Genomic DNA, 14,570 nt, shown 5'->3' with positions numbered 1-14,570 from the left:
TAAATGGCCACCCCCACCCAAACCATCCCCGACCTCTCCGCGGCCCTCGTCACATCCCCCGTGCCGATCGCCCACTGGCTCGTCATCGCCCCGGTCGCGCTCTGCATCACGCTCGGCGCCATCCTCCTGATGGCCCGCGGCTCCGTCCGCCTTCAAGCCTCGCTCGCCATCCCCGGCCTCGCGCTGCTCGTCGCCCTCGACGCCGCACTCCTCGTCAAGGTCATGGCCGATGGCCCGCTCACCATGGTGATGGGCCGCTGGCTGCCGCCCTTCGGCATCGCGTTCACCGTCGACACGCTCTCCGCCGTCATGGCGCTGACGGCAGCGATCGCCGCACTGGCAGGCAGCATACACGCGCTCTCCGATATCGACGACACTAACCGGCGCTACGGCTTCTTCCCGTTCTTGATGATGCTGATGGCCGGCGTCACCGGCGCGTTTCTCACCGGCGACGTCTTCAATCTCTACGTCTGGTTCGAGGTGCTGCTGATCTCGTCCTTCGGCCTGCTGATCCTGGGCTCGGAGCGCAAGCAGATCGACGGCGCGATGAAATATGCCGTCCTCAATCTCCTCGGCACCACGCTGTTCCTGATCGCGGTCGGCATTCTCTATGCCATCTTCGGCACGCTCAACATGGCCGATATCGCCAGCAAGGCAGGCGAACTCAGCGAAACCGCGCCGCTGACGACGCTGGCAGCCCTCTTCCTCTTGGCCTTCGCGATGAAGGCGGCCGCCTTTCCGGTCAATTTCTGGCTGCCTGCCTCCTATCACACCCCGCGCATCGTCGTGTCGGCACTCTTTGCCGGCCTGCTCACCAAGGTCGGCATCTACTCGTTGATCCGCGTGCTGGTGGTGCTGCTGCCGCTGGAGCGCGAGGAGCTCAGCCTGCTGATCGCCATCACCGGTGCCGCCACCGCCATTCTCGGCGCGCTCGGCGCGCTGGCGCAGGACGATGTGAGAAAGCTGCTCGGCTATGTCGTCATATCAGGCATCGGCAACATGCTGATCGGCATTGCCATCGGCACAACAGGCGCACTGTCCGGCACCGTCTTCTATGCGCTGCATTCGATGCTGCTGATGACGGCACTCTATCTCGCGGCCGGCCAGATGGCCTTTCTCGGCGGCAGTTTCTCGCTGACGAGGCTGGGTGGGCTCTATCGCCGCAATGGCCTCTTCGCCGCCATCTCGCTCATTCTCTTCTTCGCTGCCTGCGGCCTGCCGCCGTTCTCCGGCTTCTGGCCGAAGCTCATCCTGGTGAAGTCCTCGCTCGATGTCGGCGCCTGGTGGCTGGCGGCCGCCGTGCTGGTCAGCGGCTTCCTGACGACGATCGGATTCGGCCGCGTCTTCCTGCTCGCCTATTGGCGCCCGGCCACTGAAAGCGCCGAAACCCATGTTTCCACCGGCTGGCGGACGATGCTGCCGCTCCTGCTTCTGACCGCCTTCATCGTCGGCTTCGGCTTGCTGCCGGAGCGTCTGCTGGCGCTGACGCAATCCGTCGCCACCGAACTCACCGACCCCTATCCCTATATCGAATCCGTCTTCCCGGGAGGCGTCGCGCCATGATCGCCTTGCTTCTCAATCTCCTGCTGGCGATCGCCTGGGCCGCACTCAGCGGCAGCACCTCGGCTCACAATCTCGTCCTCGGCTTCGCGCTCGGCGCGCTGGCGCTCTTCCTCGTGCGTGAACCCTTCGGCAGCAAGGCCTATCTCTGGCGTCTCTGGGCGATCACCTCGCTGGCGCTGCTGTTCATCAAGGAGCTCGCAATGTCCGCCATCAAGGTGGCAACGACGGTGCTCAGCCCTGAGATGAACCTGAAGCCCGGCATCTTCGCCTTTCCGCTCACCGTCGACCGTGATTTCGAAATCACGCTGCTCGCCAACATGATCACGCTGACGCCGGGAACGCTCTCGGTCGATGTCTCCGACGACCATAAGACGCTCTACGTCCATGCGCTCGATTGCGCCGATCCGGATGCGATCAGGCGCGTCATCGCCGATGGCTTCGAGCGCAAGATCATGGAGGCGTTTCGATGACACCCGACGCGATCGTCTCCACTACCGCATCCGTGGCGCTTGTGATCCTCGCCGTCACCTTCCTCGTCGCATCCTGGCGGGTCATCGTCGGGCCGACCCTGCCGGATCGCATCCTGGCGCTCGATACGCTGTCCGGCACGGCGATCGGCTTCCTTGCCGTCGTCGCGGTCAAGACGGGCTTTGCGCTCTATATCGATATCGCCATCTCGCTCGGCCTTGTCGGCTTTCTCGCCACCGTCGCCTTCGCCCGCTTCGTTCTGTCGCGCGGCCCGCGGCCCGCTTCGGCTGGACCGATGGCGGCGCAAACGGATAAAACCGTCCGCCCGGCCTCGAAAAAGCCCGATGCGAAGGTGAAGAGCGATGCCAAGTTAAAGATCAAGACCGCGCCCGCGCGCAAGACGAAGAAGGACAGGACATGATGGACTACATCACCGCCATCGTCGTTTCCGTGCTGCTTTTGTCGGGCGCGCTTTTCGCGCTGGTGGCCGCTCTTGGTATAGTCAGACTGCCGGATTTATACACGCGTATGCACGCCGCGTCGAAAGCCGGAACGGTTGGCTCGGGTCTGTTATTATTTGCGGCCGGGATCGAATCAGGAGAAATCGCCGTATTTGCACGTTCGCTTGCTGGTTTCGTGTTTTTTATACTGACGGCACCGGTGGCCGCTCATCTCTTGGCCAGGGCGGCACACAAGACAGGTTATCGTCTGTTACCGCCTTCGGTGCGCGACGATCTTCTTGAAAGGTAAGAGTGCTATATATTCAAGATTTTAAGCAGTTTTTTGCAGTTTTAAGCAGATGTGAGGATGATTAATGTTTCCTTCGCGCTATATTAATTCTTGGGATAGAGGCGTTTTTTGACAGATATATATGAAATATTAATTGGCGTTTTCGCAAAACGGTGATAATTGATGCTCAAGTAGAGTTCTGATATTGAATTAGAATCACATTGCATAATTCCTCGGTCGCTTTGAATTTCAATGTTTAATTGAGGGTCGTGTGCGGGTGTGTGCGTACTAATGCAAGATCAGGCAGTATAAGAACGGGTTTCGGCCTCAGGAATCTAGGGGTGGATTTCAGTTTTTCGAAACATGTAGCCGCAGACTGAGTTTTTTGCTGTTCGCTCTACGATAGCGGTCCGGGGCCAAGGAGGCTCTAGACCTTTTGAGCATGCAAACAGGAGAAACGAAATATGACGGATACTGCAGCCGGAAGCGGGCCAGAATTGCTGGTCGAGCTTACCGCGGATATCGTCGCAGCGTATGTCAGCAACCACGTCGTGCCGGTTGGCGACCTCGCCAATCTTATTTCGGACGTGCATTCGGCGTTGAGCAACACGTCGGCGCCGACACCGGCCATGGCTGTCGTTGAAAAGCAGAAGCCTGCTGTCTCTGTGCGCAAATCCGTCCAGGATGAGCAGATCACCTGCCTCGAGTGCGGCGGCAACTTCAAGTCGCTCAAGCGCCATCTGATGACTCACCACAGCCTCTCGCCTGAAGAATATCGCGAAAAGTGGGATCTGCCGGTCGACTACCCGATGGTAGCGCCTGCCTATGCCGAGGCGCGCTCGCGCCTTGCCAAGGAAATGGGTCTTGGCCAGCGCCGCAAGCGCGGCCGCGGCTGATAGATTTGTCGCATTGAACGATCACGATCAGCCGGGCGAGAGCCCGGCTTTTTCGTGTTTGCGCATGTCTCCCGAAAGTGGACACCGGTTTCGGGATAAAGACATGCGGCAAGCAAAGAAGGCTTCAAGGAGACGAGGAAAATAATCCCAAATAATTTCAATCCTCGTTAAAATTCGTGAGCGAAATCAGCCGAAATCGATCGAGGCGCGCTTTCGTTTATCCCCGTTCCTGTATAGAGTGTATGAATTAATTCCTATTCATAGGAGTATTCATATGCCGATTGGACATTTTTCCCCGCCCGGCGCCGCGAATGCGCCGCTGTCCCCGCCTTATGGGGAAGAGCAGACCACCCTTTCAAGGGATGATCGCCCACAGTCCGCCACGGATGCCGTGCGCGCCGTCTGCCGCATCTGCCAGGAAGTCACGACAGAGATGGTGATGATCGCCGGCCAGCGTGTGCAGATGCGCCGCGACCGCCGCCGCACGCTCTGCCACATCAGGCAGATCGCCATGTATGTCTGCCATGTCGCGCTGCAGATCCCGCTGCATGAGATCGGCACCGGCTTCGGCCGCGATCGCACCACGGTCAGCCATGCCTGCCACGTGGTCGAGGATCGCCGCGACGATCCCGCCTATGACGAATTCGTCGCCGCCGTCGAGCGCACCGTCAATTCCATCTTCCGGTCCGGCGGAGGATACGGCCATGAGTAAATCCCCAAAAACGAAGACAAAACTGGCCGCCTCGCAAAAGCCGATGGTGAGACTACTGAAGCTGCTCATCCGGGGTGAGGCACGGCGACTTGAGGGCGAGGGGCGCGATATCGATATCCTCTTCACCGACGGAACGACCGCCGGCTTTCCCTCAACCCTTATCACCGAAGCCCGCGCCTCCGGCCTTGTCGAGGAGCAGGGCGATTTGCTGCGCGCATCCAATCAGGCCCGCGCCTATCTGCGCCGCGCCGCCGCCGAGGCGGATGAAGCCTTTCTCACCCAGCACGCGGAGATTGAGACAAACGCCCGCGAGGTCGATGGCGTCGTCAGGCGGCTGCGGGTCAACAAGGACGAATCGCCGCTCGCAAGCCTCGAGCGTCTGAAGGACCGCGACGGCGCTGCTTTCATGCCCGAGGCGGCGATCAAGGCCGGCGAGAGGCTGCATGCCGATTTTACCCGCGCCCAGCTGCAGCCGCGCGTCACCGCCTCCTGGGAACCGCGCCTCTCAAGCCGCGCCAGCGGCGGACGTGGCGGCATGGCGGATCTGACCGACAGCGCCGTCGCCGCCCGCCTTGCCGTCAACCGCGCGCTGGAGGCGCTGGGGCCGGAGCTGTCAGGCGTGGCGCTGGATGTCTGCTGCTTCATGAAGGGGCTGGAGACGGTCGAGCGCGAGCGGCAATGGCCTGTGCGCTCCGCCAAGCTGATGCTGCGCACGGCACTCATGGCGCTCTCGCGCCACTATAACCCGCAACCACCATCCCGCCGCCAGCGCATGGAGCATTGGGGCACGCCGGACTATCGCCCGGAGCTCTGGTCCTGATCGATCAAGCTTAGAAGGAGGCTGGCTTTACGCCGCCGCCCGCAGCCGCGCTTCCTCGCGGATGCGGTTGACCATCGAGCGCAGGCCGTTGGAACGCTGCGCCGACAGGTTCTCGACGAGGCCCATCTTTCCGAATACCTCGAAGGCATCCAATGCGGCGATCTCCGAAGCCGTCTTGCCGGAATAGGTGGCAAGCACGATCGCCACCAGCCCGCGCACGATATGCGCGTCGGAATCGCCCTCGAAGGTCATTACCGGATTGTCGCTGTCGTCGGAAACATGCGTCACCAGCCACACCTGGCTGGCGCAGCCCATCACCTTATTTGACGACGTCTTCTTCTCGTCCGCGAGATCAGGCAACGCCTTGCCGAGTTCGATCACATAGCGATAGCGATCTTCCCAGTCGTCCAGGAAGGTGAAATCGTCGATGATCTGATCAAGGGACGTCATGCAAATGGCCTTTCGTTGTCTCCCGATCATATAGGGGAGATGCGGCCAGATTTGAACTGTTAAAAAGAAACGCCGCGAAGGATGGGCATCCTCGCGGCGCAGCAAAATGCTGAAAGTAAACAGGGCAGGCACGTCAGGCACAGGGCGGGGCCATTGGCCGGCGCCGGTGCAAGCTTTGGGTGCGGCGGTGGCCGCGGAATTCGTCAGATGGCCGGACGCGGGGTCGGCAGCGGAATGGTGCCGGTCGTGACCCGATCGGTCGCGACATGGGCGGCGGCCGAGCTGTCCTCGCCGTCGTCGACAGGCGGGCGATAAGGCATCGGCTGGTTCAGCGCCACGGTACGGTCATCGCGCAGCTGCTGCGGAGCGGCTGCCGTTGCCGGCTGTACGGTCGTCGCAGGCGCCAGGCCGACGGAAGGTGTCGCGGTCGTGGCAACAGTGGCGCTCTTGCCGCTGCCGAACTTGCTGTCGAGCAGTTCAAAGGCAACGAGGGCGCCGGCACGGGCCCGCTCGCCGAGAACGCCGAGCGTATTGGCGCCCTTCGCGCAAACCTCGGGCTTCTCGCCGCACATGCCGCTCAGATAGTCATAGGCGCCGGTCACGGCGACGAAGGCGTCTGCAATCTGCAATGTCGATCCGGTCTGCGTGTTCGTCTGGCGCTCGCCGCTGAAGAACGACAAGGCGACGAAGAGAAGCCCGAGCCAGATCGATGATTTGAATAGAAACCACATGTTCGTTGCCCATCCTGTTTTCCCGCTCGGTCTTGCCGCCGAATCAGGTCCGTCTTCCGGTGTGATTTCACCCTAGCCAAAACTTGCGAATGCCGGTTTTCGAAACTCGGTGGCATTTGCGTCAAATTTAGTTCAAATTTTAATCGAAACCGCATTCGGCGCATTTCGGTCGAATTGTAGCCATTGGCGTTAAGCATGCCATGAGCCACCTCCTGTAATTGCAGGCTTTCCTTGAAGCGCGTTCGCCCCAAGCGTTAACGACTTGCCGAAAAATGAGCGAAATCCGTCGCTTACTCGCTGTTAACCGTAAAAAACAAAGGGCCCTTCCGGTGGCCCAAAATGGGACTTTTCGCGCTTTCCGGCCGAGGAGTGGCACTTTCCCTTATTCTTTCCTTAAGCGCCCGGGGCCTATTCTTGGGCCTCTGTGAAGAGCCTTTTTAGGGCGGGTATTGCGTGCTTGTATTGAGTGACATCGTGGATCGGGCGACAGCCCTCGTGGACCGGGCGGCGGATCGCTGGCTCTCCCGGACGGGAGGAAGTGCCGCGGTGCGCCAGCGCGAGCTGACCATCCTGCGCCGGCTTGCGCTTCTGTCTTCGGCAGCACTTGTCGTCGCTCCCGCCGCTCTCTCCATCGTCACCAGCCCGGCCGTTGCGCTTCCGGCAGGCGTCGCCGCCGTCGTCGGCGGTTTCCTGTTTTCGGCCGTCGGCAGCATCGCGCTGTCGCGCCAGAGCATCGTCACCTCGGGTGTCGCCACCCAGTCGGCCGAAGAGTTCTTCATGGAAGCCTCGGCCGGCCTTATCCTGTTTCTCGATCCGCAGGGTTCCGTCGTCAATGTCGGCGGCCGCGACAAGCGCGACTACCTCGCCTGGATGCGCGCCCCTGACGGTCGCGGCTTTATAGAGCAGATCCACGTCTCCGACCGCATCCTCTTCCTCCAGGCGCTCGACCGGCTGCGCCAGGGCGAGGAGCATGCGATGGTCGATCTCAGGCTCGAGCGCCCGTCGGTCTCGGTGGACAATCGCCAGTTTTCCCATCTCAGAACCGATCTCACCGCGCGCCGCGATAGCGATGGCGCGCTGATCAGCGTCGTCGCCCAGCTGCGCGATGTCTCCGCCGAGCATCAGCTCCGCGTCGAGGCCGAAGCCCATGCCGCCGATGCCCGCTCGGCCAATGACGCCAAGTCGCGGTTCCTCGCTGCCGTCAGCCATGAGCTGCGCACGCCGCTCAACGCCATTCTCGGCTTCTCCGATATTCTGATCGGCGAGTATTTCGGCAAGCTCGCCAATGAGCGCCAGCGCGAATATGTCGGCCTTGTGCGCGATTCCGGCGCGCATCTGCTTTCCGTCGTCAACACCATGCTCGACATGAGCAAGATCGAGGCCGGCCGCTACGAGCTGGTGCTGGAACCCTTCGATATCGCCACCGTCGTCCGCTCCTGCGAGGCCATGCTTGGGCTGCAGGCCAAGACCAAGGGCGTGTCGCTGACGAGCCGCATCCAGCGCGGTCTAGACGAGGTCGTCGCCGATCAGCGCGCCATCCAGCAGATCCTCATCAATCTGGTCGGCAATGCCGTCAAGTTCACCGAAGCCGGCGGCGCAATCTCGCTCGACGCCTCGGTGCGCGACGGCATCCTGACGCTCTGCGTCTCCGATACCGGCATCGGCATTCCGGCCGACAAGCTGCAGCTGCTCGGCCAGCCTTTCGTGCAGATCCAGAACGATTACACCCGCCGGTTCGAGGGTACGGGCCTCGGCCTGTCGCTGGTCAAGGGCCTGGTCGCGCTGCATGGCGGCGATTTCGCCATCGCCAGCACGCCGGGCTCCGGCACCATCATCACGATCTCGATTGCGGCGGATGGCTCCGGCGTACCCGTCATGGACCTCTCGGCCAATCACCCGGTCGAGTTTCCGCCACGGCTGAAAGCGTCGACTGGCATGACCGACATCTTGGAAGAGGGGCTTTTCGATGGCCGCGAGCAAGCGAAAATCGCCTAAGGGAAAGAGGGGCAGGCAGAAGCCGAGCCTTCTTCTCACAGGGGCTGCCGCCGTTGGCGGTTTGGGGCTGCAGGGCATTGGCGTGCTCGGCGGCGTCATCGGCCGCAATCCGTCGATCACGGGCGGCACGGCCGCCTTCCTCGTCATCTTCTCCTTCGTCGCCGCCAATGCGCTCTGGTATCAGCCGGGCGTACACCCGCACCCGTTCCTGCGCACCCGCGACAGCCTGTTTCCAAGCGCGCTCATCGGCCGCCCGCCGGTCGAGGAACACACCGGCGAGGTCACCACCTTCAAGATCGAACGTGAAGGCGAGGGCGAGGGAAATAGCGCCGAGACCACCAACGCCGTGCCGCCGGCACCTGTGGCCGGCCAGCCGGCGAACCAGCTTGTCATGGATATCCAGGCCGAACTCGTGCGCCGCGGCCTCTATAACGGTGCGCCCGACGGCGTCATCGGCCCGCGCACCAGCGCCGCCATCCTGTTCTTCGAGGAAACCGTCGGCATGCCGCAGAGCGGCGACGCCACGCCCGAAGTGCTGGCAGCACTCAGAACCGACGCCATCGGCCCGTCCGCCATCCCCACCGAGCGCCCGCGCGAGGATGTCTCGGCCCAGGCGCTTGCCGAAGACCCAGTCGCCGCTGCCATCCGCAGCGCCGAACACCAGGTGAAGACCGCCCCGACGCCAAAGGTGGCCCCCAAGCCCGCCCCGGTTTCGGCCCCGGCAGCCCAGGTGCCGGTCAGGCAGGTCCCGGTCCAGAAGATCTCGGCTCCGAAAAACGCGCTGGAACCCGTTCCGGCCAGGCAGACCTCCGTCGCCCGCGCCGCGGCAACGCCCTCGACCTCGCCGTCGTCGACCTTGAACAGCGTCGATCTGGTCCTGAAGATCCAGCAGGGCCTCGCCAACATGGCCTACACCAATGTCGGCGTCGACGGCGTCGTCGGCGAACAAACCCGCGTCGCCATCCGCCATTTCCAGAAGCACTACAACCTGCCTGAAAATGGCGAGCCCAGCGAGGCGGTGCTGAAGAAGCTCAAGGACATCGGCGCGCTCTGAGCGCCGATCAAATGCGCGTCGCCGCTGCGTTGCGGCCCCGCGCACACCGGTCTATACCGCCTGCATGAGACTTCGCACCGACATCTTCGTATCCGCGCTGTTGCGCCGTGTCTTCGCCAAAGGCGATTTCGCCGCCGTCGAGAAGAAGGGGGCCGACGAGGCGGGCGCGGTCTTCATCCGCCAGCATTTTCGCGATGGCTCCGAGACGCTTTATGGCCCGGCGCCGCAGAGCTTCTTCGACGAGGAAGACAGCGGCGAACGGCTGTTCGAGATCAGGCTCGAGCGCAAGGATGCCGAGGAGATCAGAACGATGCTGGAGCGCGAGCGCAAGTTCGACAACGACCTCTGGATCGTCGAGCTCGAAGCCGATGATGTCGCCGATATCGTGCCGCTCGCCAAGGAGCGCGACGACCGCTTCTAACTCAAATCAGCGCGAACGTCCGACGAGCCGCATGGCGCGCGCCGGCGGCTGGTGAACGGCGCGGGCATGCGAGGTCTGCTGCGTGACCGGATGGGGCGCGGCCGGCGCCTGTTCCGGCAGATAGGTATAGCTGTCGGCCCGGCGCCATGCCTCGACGCGGTCGCGGCACTCTTCCGGATCGAGCGCATCGAGCACCATCCACGCGCGGGTGACGCTGTGCTGCGCCTCGGCCAGATGCGGATAGAGCTTTTCCAGAACGAAGACGGCGTCGGAGAAATCCATGTCGATGCTCGTCAGCGTCGTTGCCATCTGTTGGCCCGACGTGTCGAGCATGATGCGCTCGGCAAGCCAGCGGCTGGCCGACAGCGTATCGGCAAGCGCCGTTGCGAAGGCGACCGCCTCGCGGCTGCGGGCAAAGCGCACCAAAAGCGCCGATTGCAATGTCGAGAGCGTGCGAAGACCGAGACGGTCGTTATCGTCACGACCGAGATGGCGCGCCAGACCACGTAGCGTATCGCGAACCTCTTCCTCGCGCGCGCCGCCGTTGGCGGGCGTCTCGGCGGTTGCTGCCGGGGCAGGGGAAGCTGTAGACTGAGCGCTCGGCTGTTCGGCTGCCGCAGGCGGCAGTTCGGCGGTCTGCGTCGGCTTGACGGGATGGACGGCGATCGTCTCGGCCACCACGACCTCGGTGTCGGTTTCGATGGCGATGGTCTGCACTTCGACGGCAACAGGCGTCTTAGCAACAACGGATACCGTCTCGGCGACCGTGGACGTCGCACCGTTGGGCTCGGACACTATTTCGGTGACCAAAGGTGCAGCCTCTTGGGCAGCGACCGCCACCGTGTCGACCACCGGCGCAACCTCGGCAACCACAGGCGCGACAGCCTCTACAGCCACGGCAACCGGTTCGCTGATCTCGACCCTTACGCTCGCGGTCTCTGCGATGACCTTAACCTGTCCAGTCTCCGGCGCAACGAAAGGCATCGCCGCACTGGCGAGCGCTTCGGCCACCTCGGCTCTGTCGACTGTTGGCGCCGGCTCGATCGTCTCCACCTGCCGCTTCGGCGCGGCATGGCGCAGCCCGACCAGCACGTCGATCACCCGCGGAGAAAGCGCATCGCGGCTGACGATGGCGCGCATATGCTCGACGCCCTGCGTGCGGGCAACGGTGATGAGCGTATCGTCGTCGATCGCCGGCGAGGAGATGAGGAAGGGGGCGGAGATGGCGATCGGCTGGCAGCCGATGAACAGGGCGACGGCCTGCGGAATGGCGGCGCATTGCGAGAGTGCGGCCACGGCCTGGCGCTTGGCGTCGTCGGAGGAGGCGACGAAGAGGGGGGTGAACAATTCGGCGAACTGGCGAAGCTCCGATCGGGTCGGCGGCTGCAATCCCTCGAAACTGCTCACTGTCGCCATGAGAACCACGTCCTTCTTCCGGCTCGCGGAGGGGGCCTCTAGGTCTCGAAACCGGTCACGCACAAAACACACCCTGAACACGCTAGAGGGATGCCGCTGGCCTGGACGCGAAGACGCCTCTACCACATACGGGATATGAACAAATCCTACAGGGACACGGTTAACCGTTGCTGAAGATTTGAGGGGAATCGTCCCGAAATGGTGCTGTGCAACATCACTAGGCGCGGCGTCCGCCGGCCCGGTCGCTGCCCGTTAAACGAGTGATGGGGAAGACTTATATGGACGGCTCAAAGCGCCCGGTGTCCGCGCAGCGCGGTCAGCAGTTTGTCGGGATCGTCATAGCCGGACTGATAGAGATCGAGCGCCGTGGAGGCGGCGACCTGCGCCTTCGAGCTCTTGATGTCGATGCGCTTTTCCGCGCACCAGGCATCCAACGCGTGGCGCAATATATCGAGATCCTCAGGCGAAAATGTCGACCCAATCATCAGAGACATCTGTCTGCCCACCCTGGTTAACCGTCAGACCCAGTCCCCAGATCAAATCCAGGGTCGGCCGCGTTTTACCCTGCAGCCGATAATGCGACCTTAGCGGCATCTCGGCGAACTGCAATTAATATTTTTGTGAGGTAAATTTGCAACATCGGTGATGGCGGAACCCGTGTTCGGCGCCGTATCGCTAACTATATGATTTAAAGCTAAAATTTGTGACCGATGGAAACGGCAGATCTTTGCGATCGGCATGCAACCAAAGGGCGGGCCCCTGCGTTTTAATGGAGACGTCGATCGACAAGGATTCTCCGGCCGAATTTTAATATTCTGTTAACCACCGTCTGTCTCAATCCGGGAAGCAGAACGTGCTCCTTGAGAGGGGCGCCATCATACGCATCACGGTATTGTTCACGATATGCCGTGAGAAAGGCGCGAATGACCCGATGCCGGCAAACCCGGCCAAGGGTGCGCCGGTCCGCGCAGGCGGGCAGGGTGAGATCTGAGCTTCATCCGTCTCGGGCAGTGCAGGGAGACGACAATGGCAATAGTCATCGCATTGGCTGATCGTCTATCTCGGACGCCAGGCCGCAAGGAAAGATCATCAAGCGTGGAAGGATCGCCGCTCGAAGCGCAGATCCTGCTTTACACCGGCGTGCGCTACGAACGCCTGACCGACCCCGACAAGCCGGCGTCGGTTCGCCGCGCCTCGCGCTCGAAGACCAAGTAGTCCAGGGTTATTTGGCGGCCGTTAGTTGGAGGGAGCGAATTCCTCGCAACCGGCTTCCGACAGGAAGCTCTTGGCCGCCGCGTCGAAGCTCGTCTGCGGCGCCAGCGTTCTCAAAACCGCGTATCCGCCCGACCGCGTCGTCTCGACCAGGATCGTCCTCTGAAGTTCCTGCGGCAGCGACTTGCGCAATTCGGTGAGCTGGATCGGGCTGCCGATCAGGATATCCACCGCGCCGCCGACCGAGGTCCGGTCGTTCATGCTGAAAATCTCGTTCGACGCATCGTCGAACAGCGCGATCGACCAGAAGGGCACGTTGCCCCTGGCCGTGAACCGCACCGGGTTCTCCTCGATATCGAAGGAACAGACGGCGGTCCTGACGAATGGATCGTCGTTGGAAAGCCCCGCCGTGTCCTCGGTGCCTCCGAGCAGATAAAACGTATCGAGATCGCCTTCGGAGGCGACGCGTGTTGCCGCATCCTTGCCGGTGAAATGCGGCAGCGACAGGATGATGACGAGATGCAGCAGGGCGGCACCAAATAGGCCGGCCAGAAGCGCGAACAGGACCCTAAGCATTGCCGCACCCTGTCTTCTCAAGCTTCGGCATCGCCAGATCGATGACGCCGGAACTGCCGGCCGTCGGCGTGTCGAACAACGTCAGCACCAGCTGAAACGTACCGGCCGCCGGAAGCGCTAGCCAGTTGTTCGGCCGCGCCCGGGTCGAGATGTCGATGGTGAAGCTGCTGTCCGGCTGGCGCAGCACCGTCCAAGAATTGAGCGCACCCGGCAGCCCGGGCTGCAACGAGGCCGGATTGCCGGAATTATCCGACGTGAACAGTGTCCATATCCGCGCCGGCGGCGTCTGCCCGGTGATCCTGTAACTGCATCCCGCCTCCAGCCGATTGCCGGCGTCATCCACCTTGGCGGTGAACATCAACCCCTCTGCCGACCCATAAAGCAGCCGGCCGGCGCGCGCCCGGTGCGACTTCGCGTAAGGATCGGCATTCTCCGTCTGCAACTCCGGAAACGCCTCCCACGCGCCGAGCTTGATGGCGCCGAAGCCCGCGGTCGCATTCAGCGCATAAAGCGAAACGAGTATCCCGCCGCCGAAAGCGATTATCAGCGTCATCGCGATAAAGAGAGGAAATCGAAACACCGGTCGCCCTTGATAGCCAAATCAGTTGAAAGGGTTACCACTGATTCTGGCTGGGCGGAATGGTGGAGGGGGAAAAGGTGGGGGCGATGAGCGTCGACCGACCACGACTTCGTGGAACGCTGGCGGCACCACACACTCGACGTCATGCTCGGTCTTGTGCCGAGCATCTGCCGACGTTGCCTCTCGAGCGACGGTAGTGGACACTTGGCGCCATAGCGTGCATCCGCACCGTTGCATTCTCGGAGGCGTGCTTAGATCCTCGGGACGAGCCCGAGGATGACGTCGCGTGTGGTGTTTTTGCTTTGGAAACAAGCGGTTGCCGATCGCGGCTTTCGCCAATTAGACCAAAAGCAACCTAATCCTCACTCTGCCAGTGTCTGCGGTCCAAGCGCCGGCGGCACCCCCTACTCGACGTCATGCTCGGTCTTGTGCCGAGCATCTGCCAACGCTGCCTCTCGAGCGACGGGAATGGATACTTGGCGCGGTAGCGTGCATCCGCACCGTTACACTCTCGGCGGCGTGCTTAGATCCTCGGGACGAGCCCGAGGATGACGTCGCGTGTGTGGTTTTCGCTGTGGAAACAAGCGGTTGCCGGTTGCGCTCATCCGCTGTGAGCGCCGGCGGCAACCCCATCCCCGACGTCATGCTCGGTCTTGTGCCGAGCATCTGCCGACGCTGCTTCTCGAGCGACGGGAATGGACACGTGGCGCCGTAGCGTGCATCCGCACCGTTGCACTCTCGGAGGCGTGCTTGGATCCTCGGGACGAGCCCGAGGATGACGTCGCGCATGGGGTTTTCTCTGTGGAAACAATCGGTTGCCGGTAGTGGCGTTTGCCAGTTAGACCAAAAGCAGCCTAACCCTCACTCTGCCAGTGTCTGCGGTTCAACCGCAGGCGGCAACCCCATCCCCGACGTCATGCTCGGTCTTGTGCCGAGCATCTGCCGAC

Annotated in this window: 16 protein-coding genes and 2 pseudogenes; 11 read left to right on the top strand and 7 right to left on the bottom strand. The window is 62.4% G+C overall.

Annotation, left to right across the window (positions count from 1 at the left end; all coding sequences use genetic code 11):
- The first annotated feature begins 3 nt into the window (after window positions 1–3).
- From ACODTZ_RS29475 to ACODTZ_RS29445, 7 genes are all read left to right on the top strand, one after another.
- On the top strand, window positions 4–1,563 hold the full coding sequence (locus tag ACODTZ_RS29475; RefSeq protein WP_489030050.1) for a Na+/H+ antiporter subunit D: 1,560 nt from the start codon (window positions 4–6) through the stop codon (window positions 1,561–1,563).
- On the top strand, window positions 1,560–2,033 hold the full coding sequence (locus tag ACODTZ_RS29470) for a Na+/H+ antiporter subunit E (RefSeq protein ID WP_489030048.1): 474 nt from the start codon (window positions 1,560–1,562) through the stop codon (window positions 2,031–2,033). Before ACODTZ_RS29475 ends, ACODTZ_RS29470 begins: the two co-directional genes overlap by 4 nt.
- Window positions 2,030–2,452: a cation:proton antiporter gene (locus tag ACODTZ_RS29465; protein WP_489030046.1), complete on the top strand. Its 423-nt coding sequence runs from the start codon at window positions 2,030–2,032 to the stop codon at window positions 2,450–2,452. Before ACODTZ_RS29470 ends, ACODTZ_RS29465 begins: the two co-directional genes overlap by 4 nt.
- Entirely contained in the window at window positions 2,449–2,781 is a 333-nt protein-coding gene (mnhG, locus tag ACODTZ_RS29460; protein WP_018901191.1) for a monovalent cation/H(+) antiporter subunit G, read from the top strand. Before ACODTZ_RS29465 ends, mnhG begins: the two co-directional genes overlap by 4 nt.
- Before the next feature lie 443 nt (window positions 2,782–3,224).
- Window positions 3,225–3,656, top strand: a complete 432-nt coding sequence (locus tag ACODTZ_RS29455) for a Ros/MucR family transcriptional regulator (protein ID WP_489030043.1) — start codon at window positions 3,225–3,227, stop codon at window positions 3,654–3,656.
- Between the two features lie 274 nt (window positions 3,657–3,930).
- Complete coding sequence (locus ACODTZ_RS29450; protein WP_489030041.1) at window positions 3,931–4,368, top strand: helix-turn-helix domain-containing protein; 438 nt, start codon at window positions 3,931–3,933, stop codon at window positions 4,366–4,368.
- The gene (locus tag ACODTZ_RS29445) at window positions 4,361–5,188 is read left to right on the top strand and encodes a DUF6456 domain-containing protein (protein WP_489030039.1); all 828 of its coding nucleotides are present in this window, start codon (window positions 4,361–4,363) and stop codon (window positions 5,186–5,188) included. Before ACODTZ_RS29450 ends, ACODTZ_RS29445 begins: the two co-directional genes overlap by 8 nt.
- Window positions 5,189–5,215: 27 nt before the next feature.
- Here ACODTZ_RS29445 and ACODTZ_RS29440 read toward each other — a convergent pair whose 3' ends face one another.
- Both ACODTZ_RS29440 and ACODTZ_RS29435 read right to left on the bottom strand, forming a co-directional pair.
- Entirely contained in the window at window positions 5,216–5,638 is a 423-nt protein-coding gene (locus tag ACODTZ_RS29440) for a SufE family protein (RefSeq protein WP_111561000.1), read from the bottom strand.
- A 203-nt stretch (window positions 5,639–5,841) separates the two neighbouring features.
- Window positions 5,842–6,369, bottom strand: coding sequence for a DUF5330 domain-containing protein (locus ACODTZ_RS29435; protein ID WP_489030037.1), 528 nt, complete (start codon window positions 6,367–6,369; stop codon window positions 5,842–5,844).
- A 453-nt stretch (window positions 6,370–6,822) separates the two neighbouring features.
- Here ACODTZ_RS29435 and ACODTZ_RS29430 point away from each other — a divergent pair, with 453 nt between their 5' ends.
- From ACODTZ_RS29430 to ACODTZ_RS29420, 3 genes are all read left to right on the top strand, one after another.
- On the top strand, window positions 6,823–8,364 hold the full coding sequence (locus ACODTZ_RS29430) for a sensor histidine kinase (protein WP_489030035.1): 1,542 nt from the start codon (window positions 6,823–6,825) through the stop codon (window positions 8,362–8,364).
- Entirely contained in the window at window positions 8,336–9,418 is a 1,083-nt protein-coding gene (locus ACODTZ_RS29425) for a peptidoglycan-binding domain-containing protein (protein WP_489030033.1), read from the top strand. The genes ACODTZ_RS29430 and ACODTZ_RS29425 overlap by 29 nt, the downstream gene beginning before the upstream one ends.
- A gap of 64 nt (window positions 9,419–9,482) precedes the next feature.
- Complete coding sequence (locus tag ACODTZ_RS29420) at window positions 9,483–9,839, top strand: DUF1491 family protein (RefSeq protein WP_047507600.1); 357 nt, start codon at window positions 9,483–9,485, stop codon at window positions 9,837–9,839.
- A gap of 6 nt (window positions 9,840–9,845) precedes the next feature.
- Here ACODTZ_RS29420 and ACODTZ_RS29415 read toward each other — a convergent pair.
- From ACODTZ_RS29415 to ACODTZ_RS29405, 3 genes and pseudogenes are all read right to left on the bottom strand, one after another.
- A pseudogene (locus ACODTZ_RS29415) lies at window positions 9,846–10,280 on the bottom strand (DUF2336 domain-containing protein); the annotation flags it as partial.
- Window positions 10,281–10,898: 618 nt separating this feature from the next.
- Window positions 10,899–11,318 (bottom strand): annotated as a pseudogene (locus ACODTZ_RS29410) (DUF2336 domain-containing protein); the annotation flags it as partial.
- Window positions 11,319–11,542: 224 nt separating this feature from the next.
- A complete protein-coding gene (locus ACODTZ_RS29405) occupies window positions 11,543–11,749 on the bottom strand; it encodes a hypothetical protein (protein ID WP_112945428.1) in 207 nt (68 codons plus the stop codon).
- Window positions 11,750–12,281: 532 nt separating this feature from the next.
- Between ACODTZ_RS29405 and ACODTZ_RS29400 the strand changes: the two genes are divergently transcribed.
- The gene (locus ACODTZ_RS29400; RefSeq protein WP_111561004.1) at window positions 12,282–12,470 is read left to right on the top strand and encodes a hypothetical protein; all 189 of its coding nucleotides are present in this window, start codon (window positions 12,282–12,284) and stop codon (window positions 12,468–12,470) included.
- A gap of 21 nt (window positions 12,471–12,491) precedes the next feature.
- Here ACODTZ_RS29400 and ACODTZ_RS29395 read toward each other — a convergent pair whose 3' ends face one another.
- Window positions 12,492–13,043 (bottom strand): DUF1254 domain-containing protein, encoded by a 552-nt coding sequence (locus tag ACODTZ_RS29395; protein ID WP_018898956.1) that lies wholly within the window; start codon window positions 13,041–13,043, stop codon window positions 12,492–12,494.
- A complete protein-coding gene (locus tag ACODTZ_RS29390; RefSeq protein WP_026283084.1) occupies window positions 13,036–13,623 on the bottom strand; it encodes a DUF1214 domain-containing protein in 588 nt (195 codons plus the stop codon). Before ACODTZ_RS29390 ends, ACODTZ_RS29395 begins: the two co-directional genes overlap by 8 nt.
- Between the last annotated feature and the right edge of the window lie 947 nt (window positions 13,624–14,570).

The organism is Rhizobium sp. FG113 (assembly GCF_057809895.1).
Note: the sequence above shows the minus strand (reverse complement) of the source record. Positions and strands in the feature narration are given on the sequence as shown.

Coding starts and splice junctions, on each gene's coding strand:
- ACODTZ_RS29475 (WP_489030050.1), top strand. CDS start 4: ATGGCCACCCCCACCCAAACCATCCCCGACCTCTCCGCGGCCCTCGTC.
- ACODTZ_RS29470 (WP_489030048.1), top strand. CDS start 1,560: ATGATCGCCTTGCTTCTCAATCTCCTGCTGGCGATCGCCTGGGCCGCA.
- ACODTZ_RS29465 (WP_489030046.1), top strand. CDS start 2,030: ATGACACCCGACGCGATCGTCTCCACTACCGCATCCGTGGCGCTTGTG.
- mnhG (WP_018901191.1), top strand. CDS start 2,449: ATGATGGACTACATCACCGCCATCGTCGTTTCCGTGCTGCTTTTGTCG.
- ACODTZ_RS29455 (WP_489030043.1), top strand. CDS start 3,225: ATGACGGATACTGCAGCCGGAAGCGGGCCAGAATTGCTGGTCGAGCTT.
- ACODTZ_RS29450 (WP_489030041.1), top strand. CDS start 3,931: ATGCCGATTGGACATTTTTCCCCGCCCGGCGCCGCGAATGCGCCGCTG.
- ACODTZ_RS29445 (WP_489030039.1), top strand. CDS start 4,361: ATGAGTAAATCCCCAAAAACGAAGACAAAACTGGCCGCCTCGCAAAAG.
- ACODTZ_RS29440 (WP_111561000.1), bottom strand. CDS start 5,638: ATGACGTCCCTTGATCAGATCATCGACGATTTCACCTTCCTGGACGAC.
- ACODTZ_RS29435 (WP_489030037.1), bottom strand. CDS start 6,369: ATGTGGTTTCTATTCAAATCATCGATCTGGCTCGGGCTTCTCTTCGTC.
- ACODTZ_RS29425 (WP_489030033.1), top strand. CDS start 8,336: ATGGCCGCGAGCAAGCGAAAATCGCCTAAGGGAAAGAGGGGCAGGCAG.
- ACODTZ_RS29420 (WP_047507600.1), top strand. CDS start 9,483: ATGAGACTTCGCACCGACATCTTCGTATCCGCGCTGTTGCGCCGTGTC.
- ACODTZ_RS29405 (WP_112945428.1), bottom strand. CDS start 11,749: ATGTCTCTGATGATTGGGTCGACATTTTCGCCTGAGGATCTCGATATA.
- ACODTZ_RS29400 (WP_111561004.1), top strand. CDS start 12,282: ATGGCAATAGTCATCGCATTGGCTGATCGTCTATCTCGGACGCCAGGC.
- ACODTZ_RS29395 (WP_018898956.1), bottom strand. CDS start 13,043: ATGCTTAGGGTCCTGTTCGCGCTTCTGGCCGGCCTATTTGGTGCCGCC.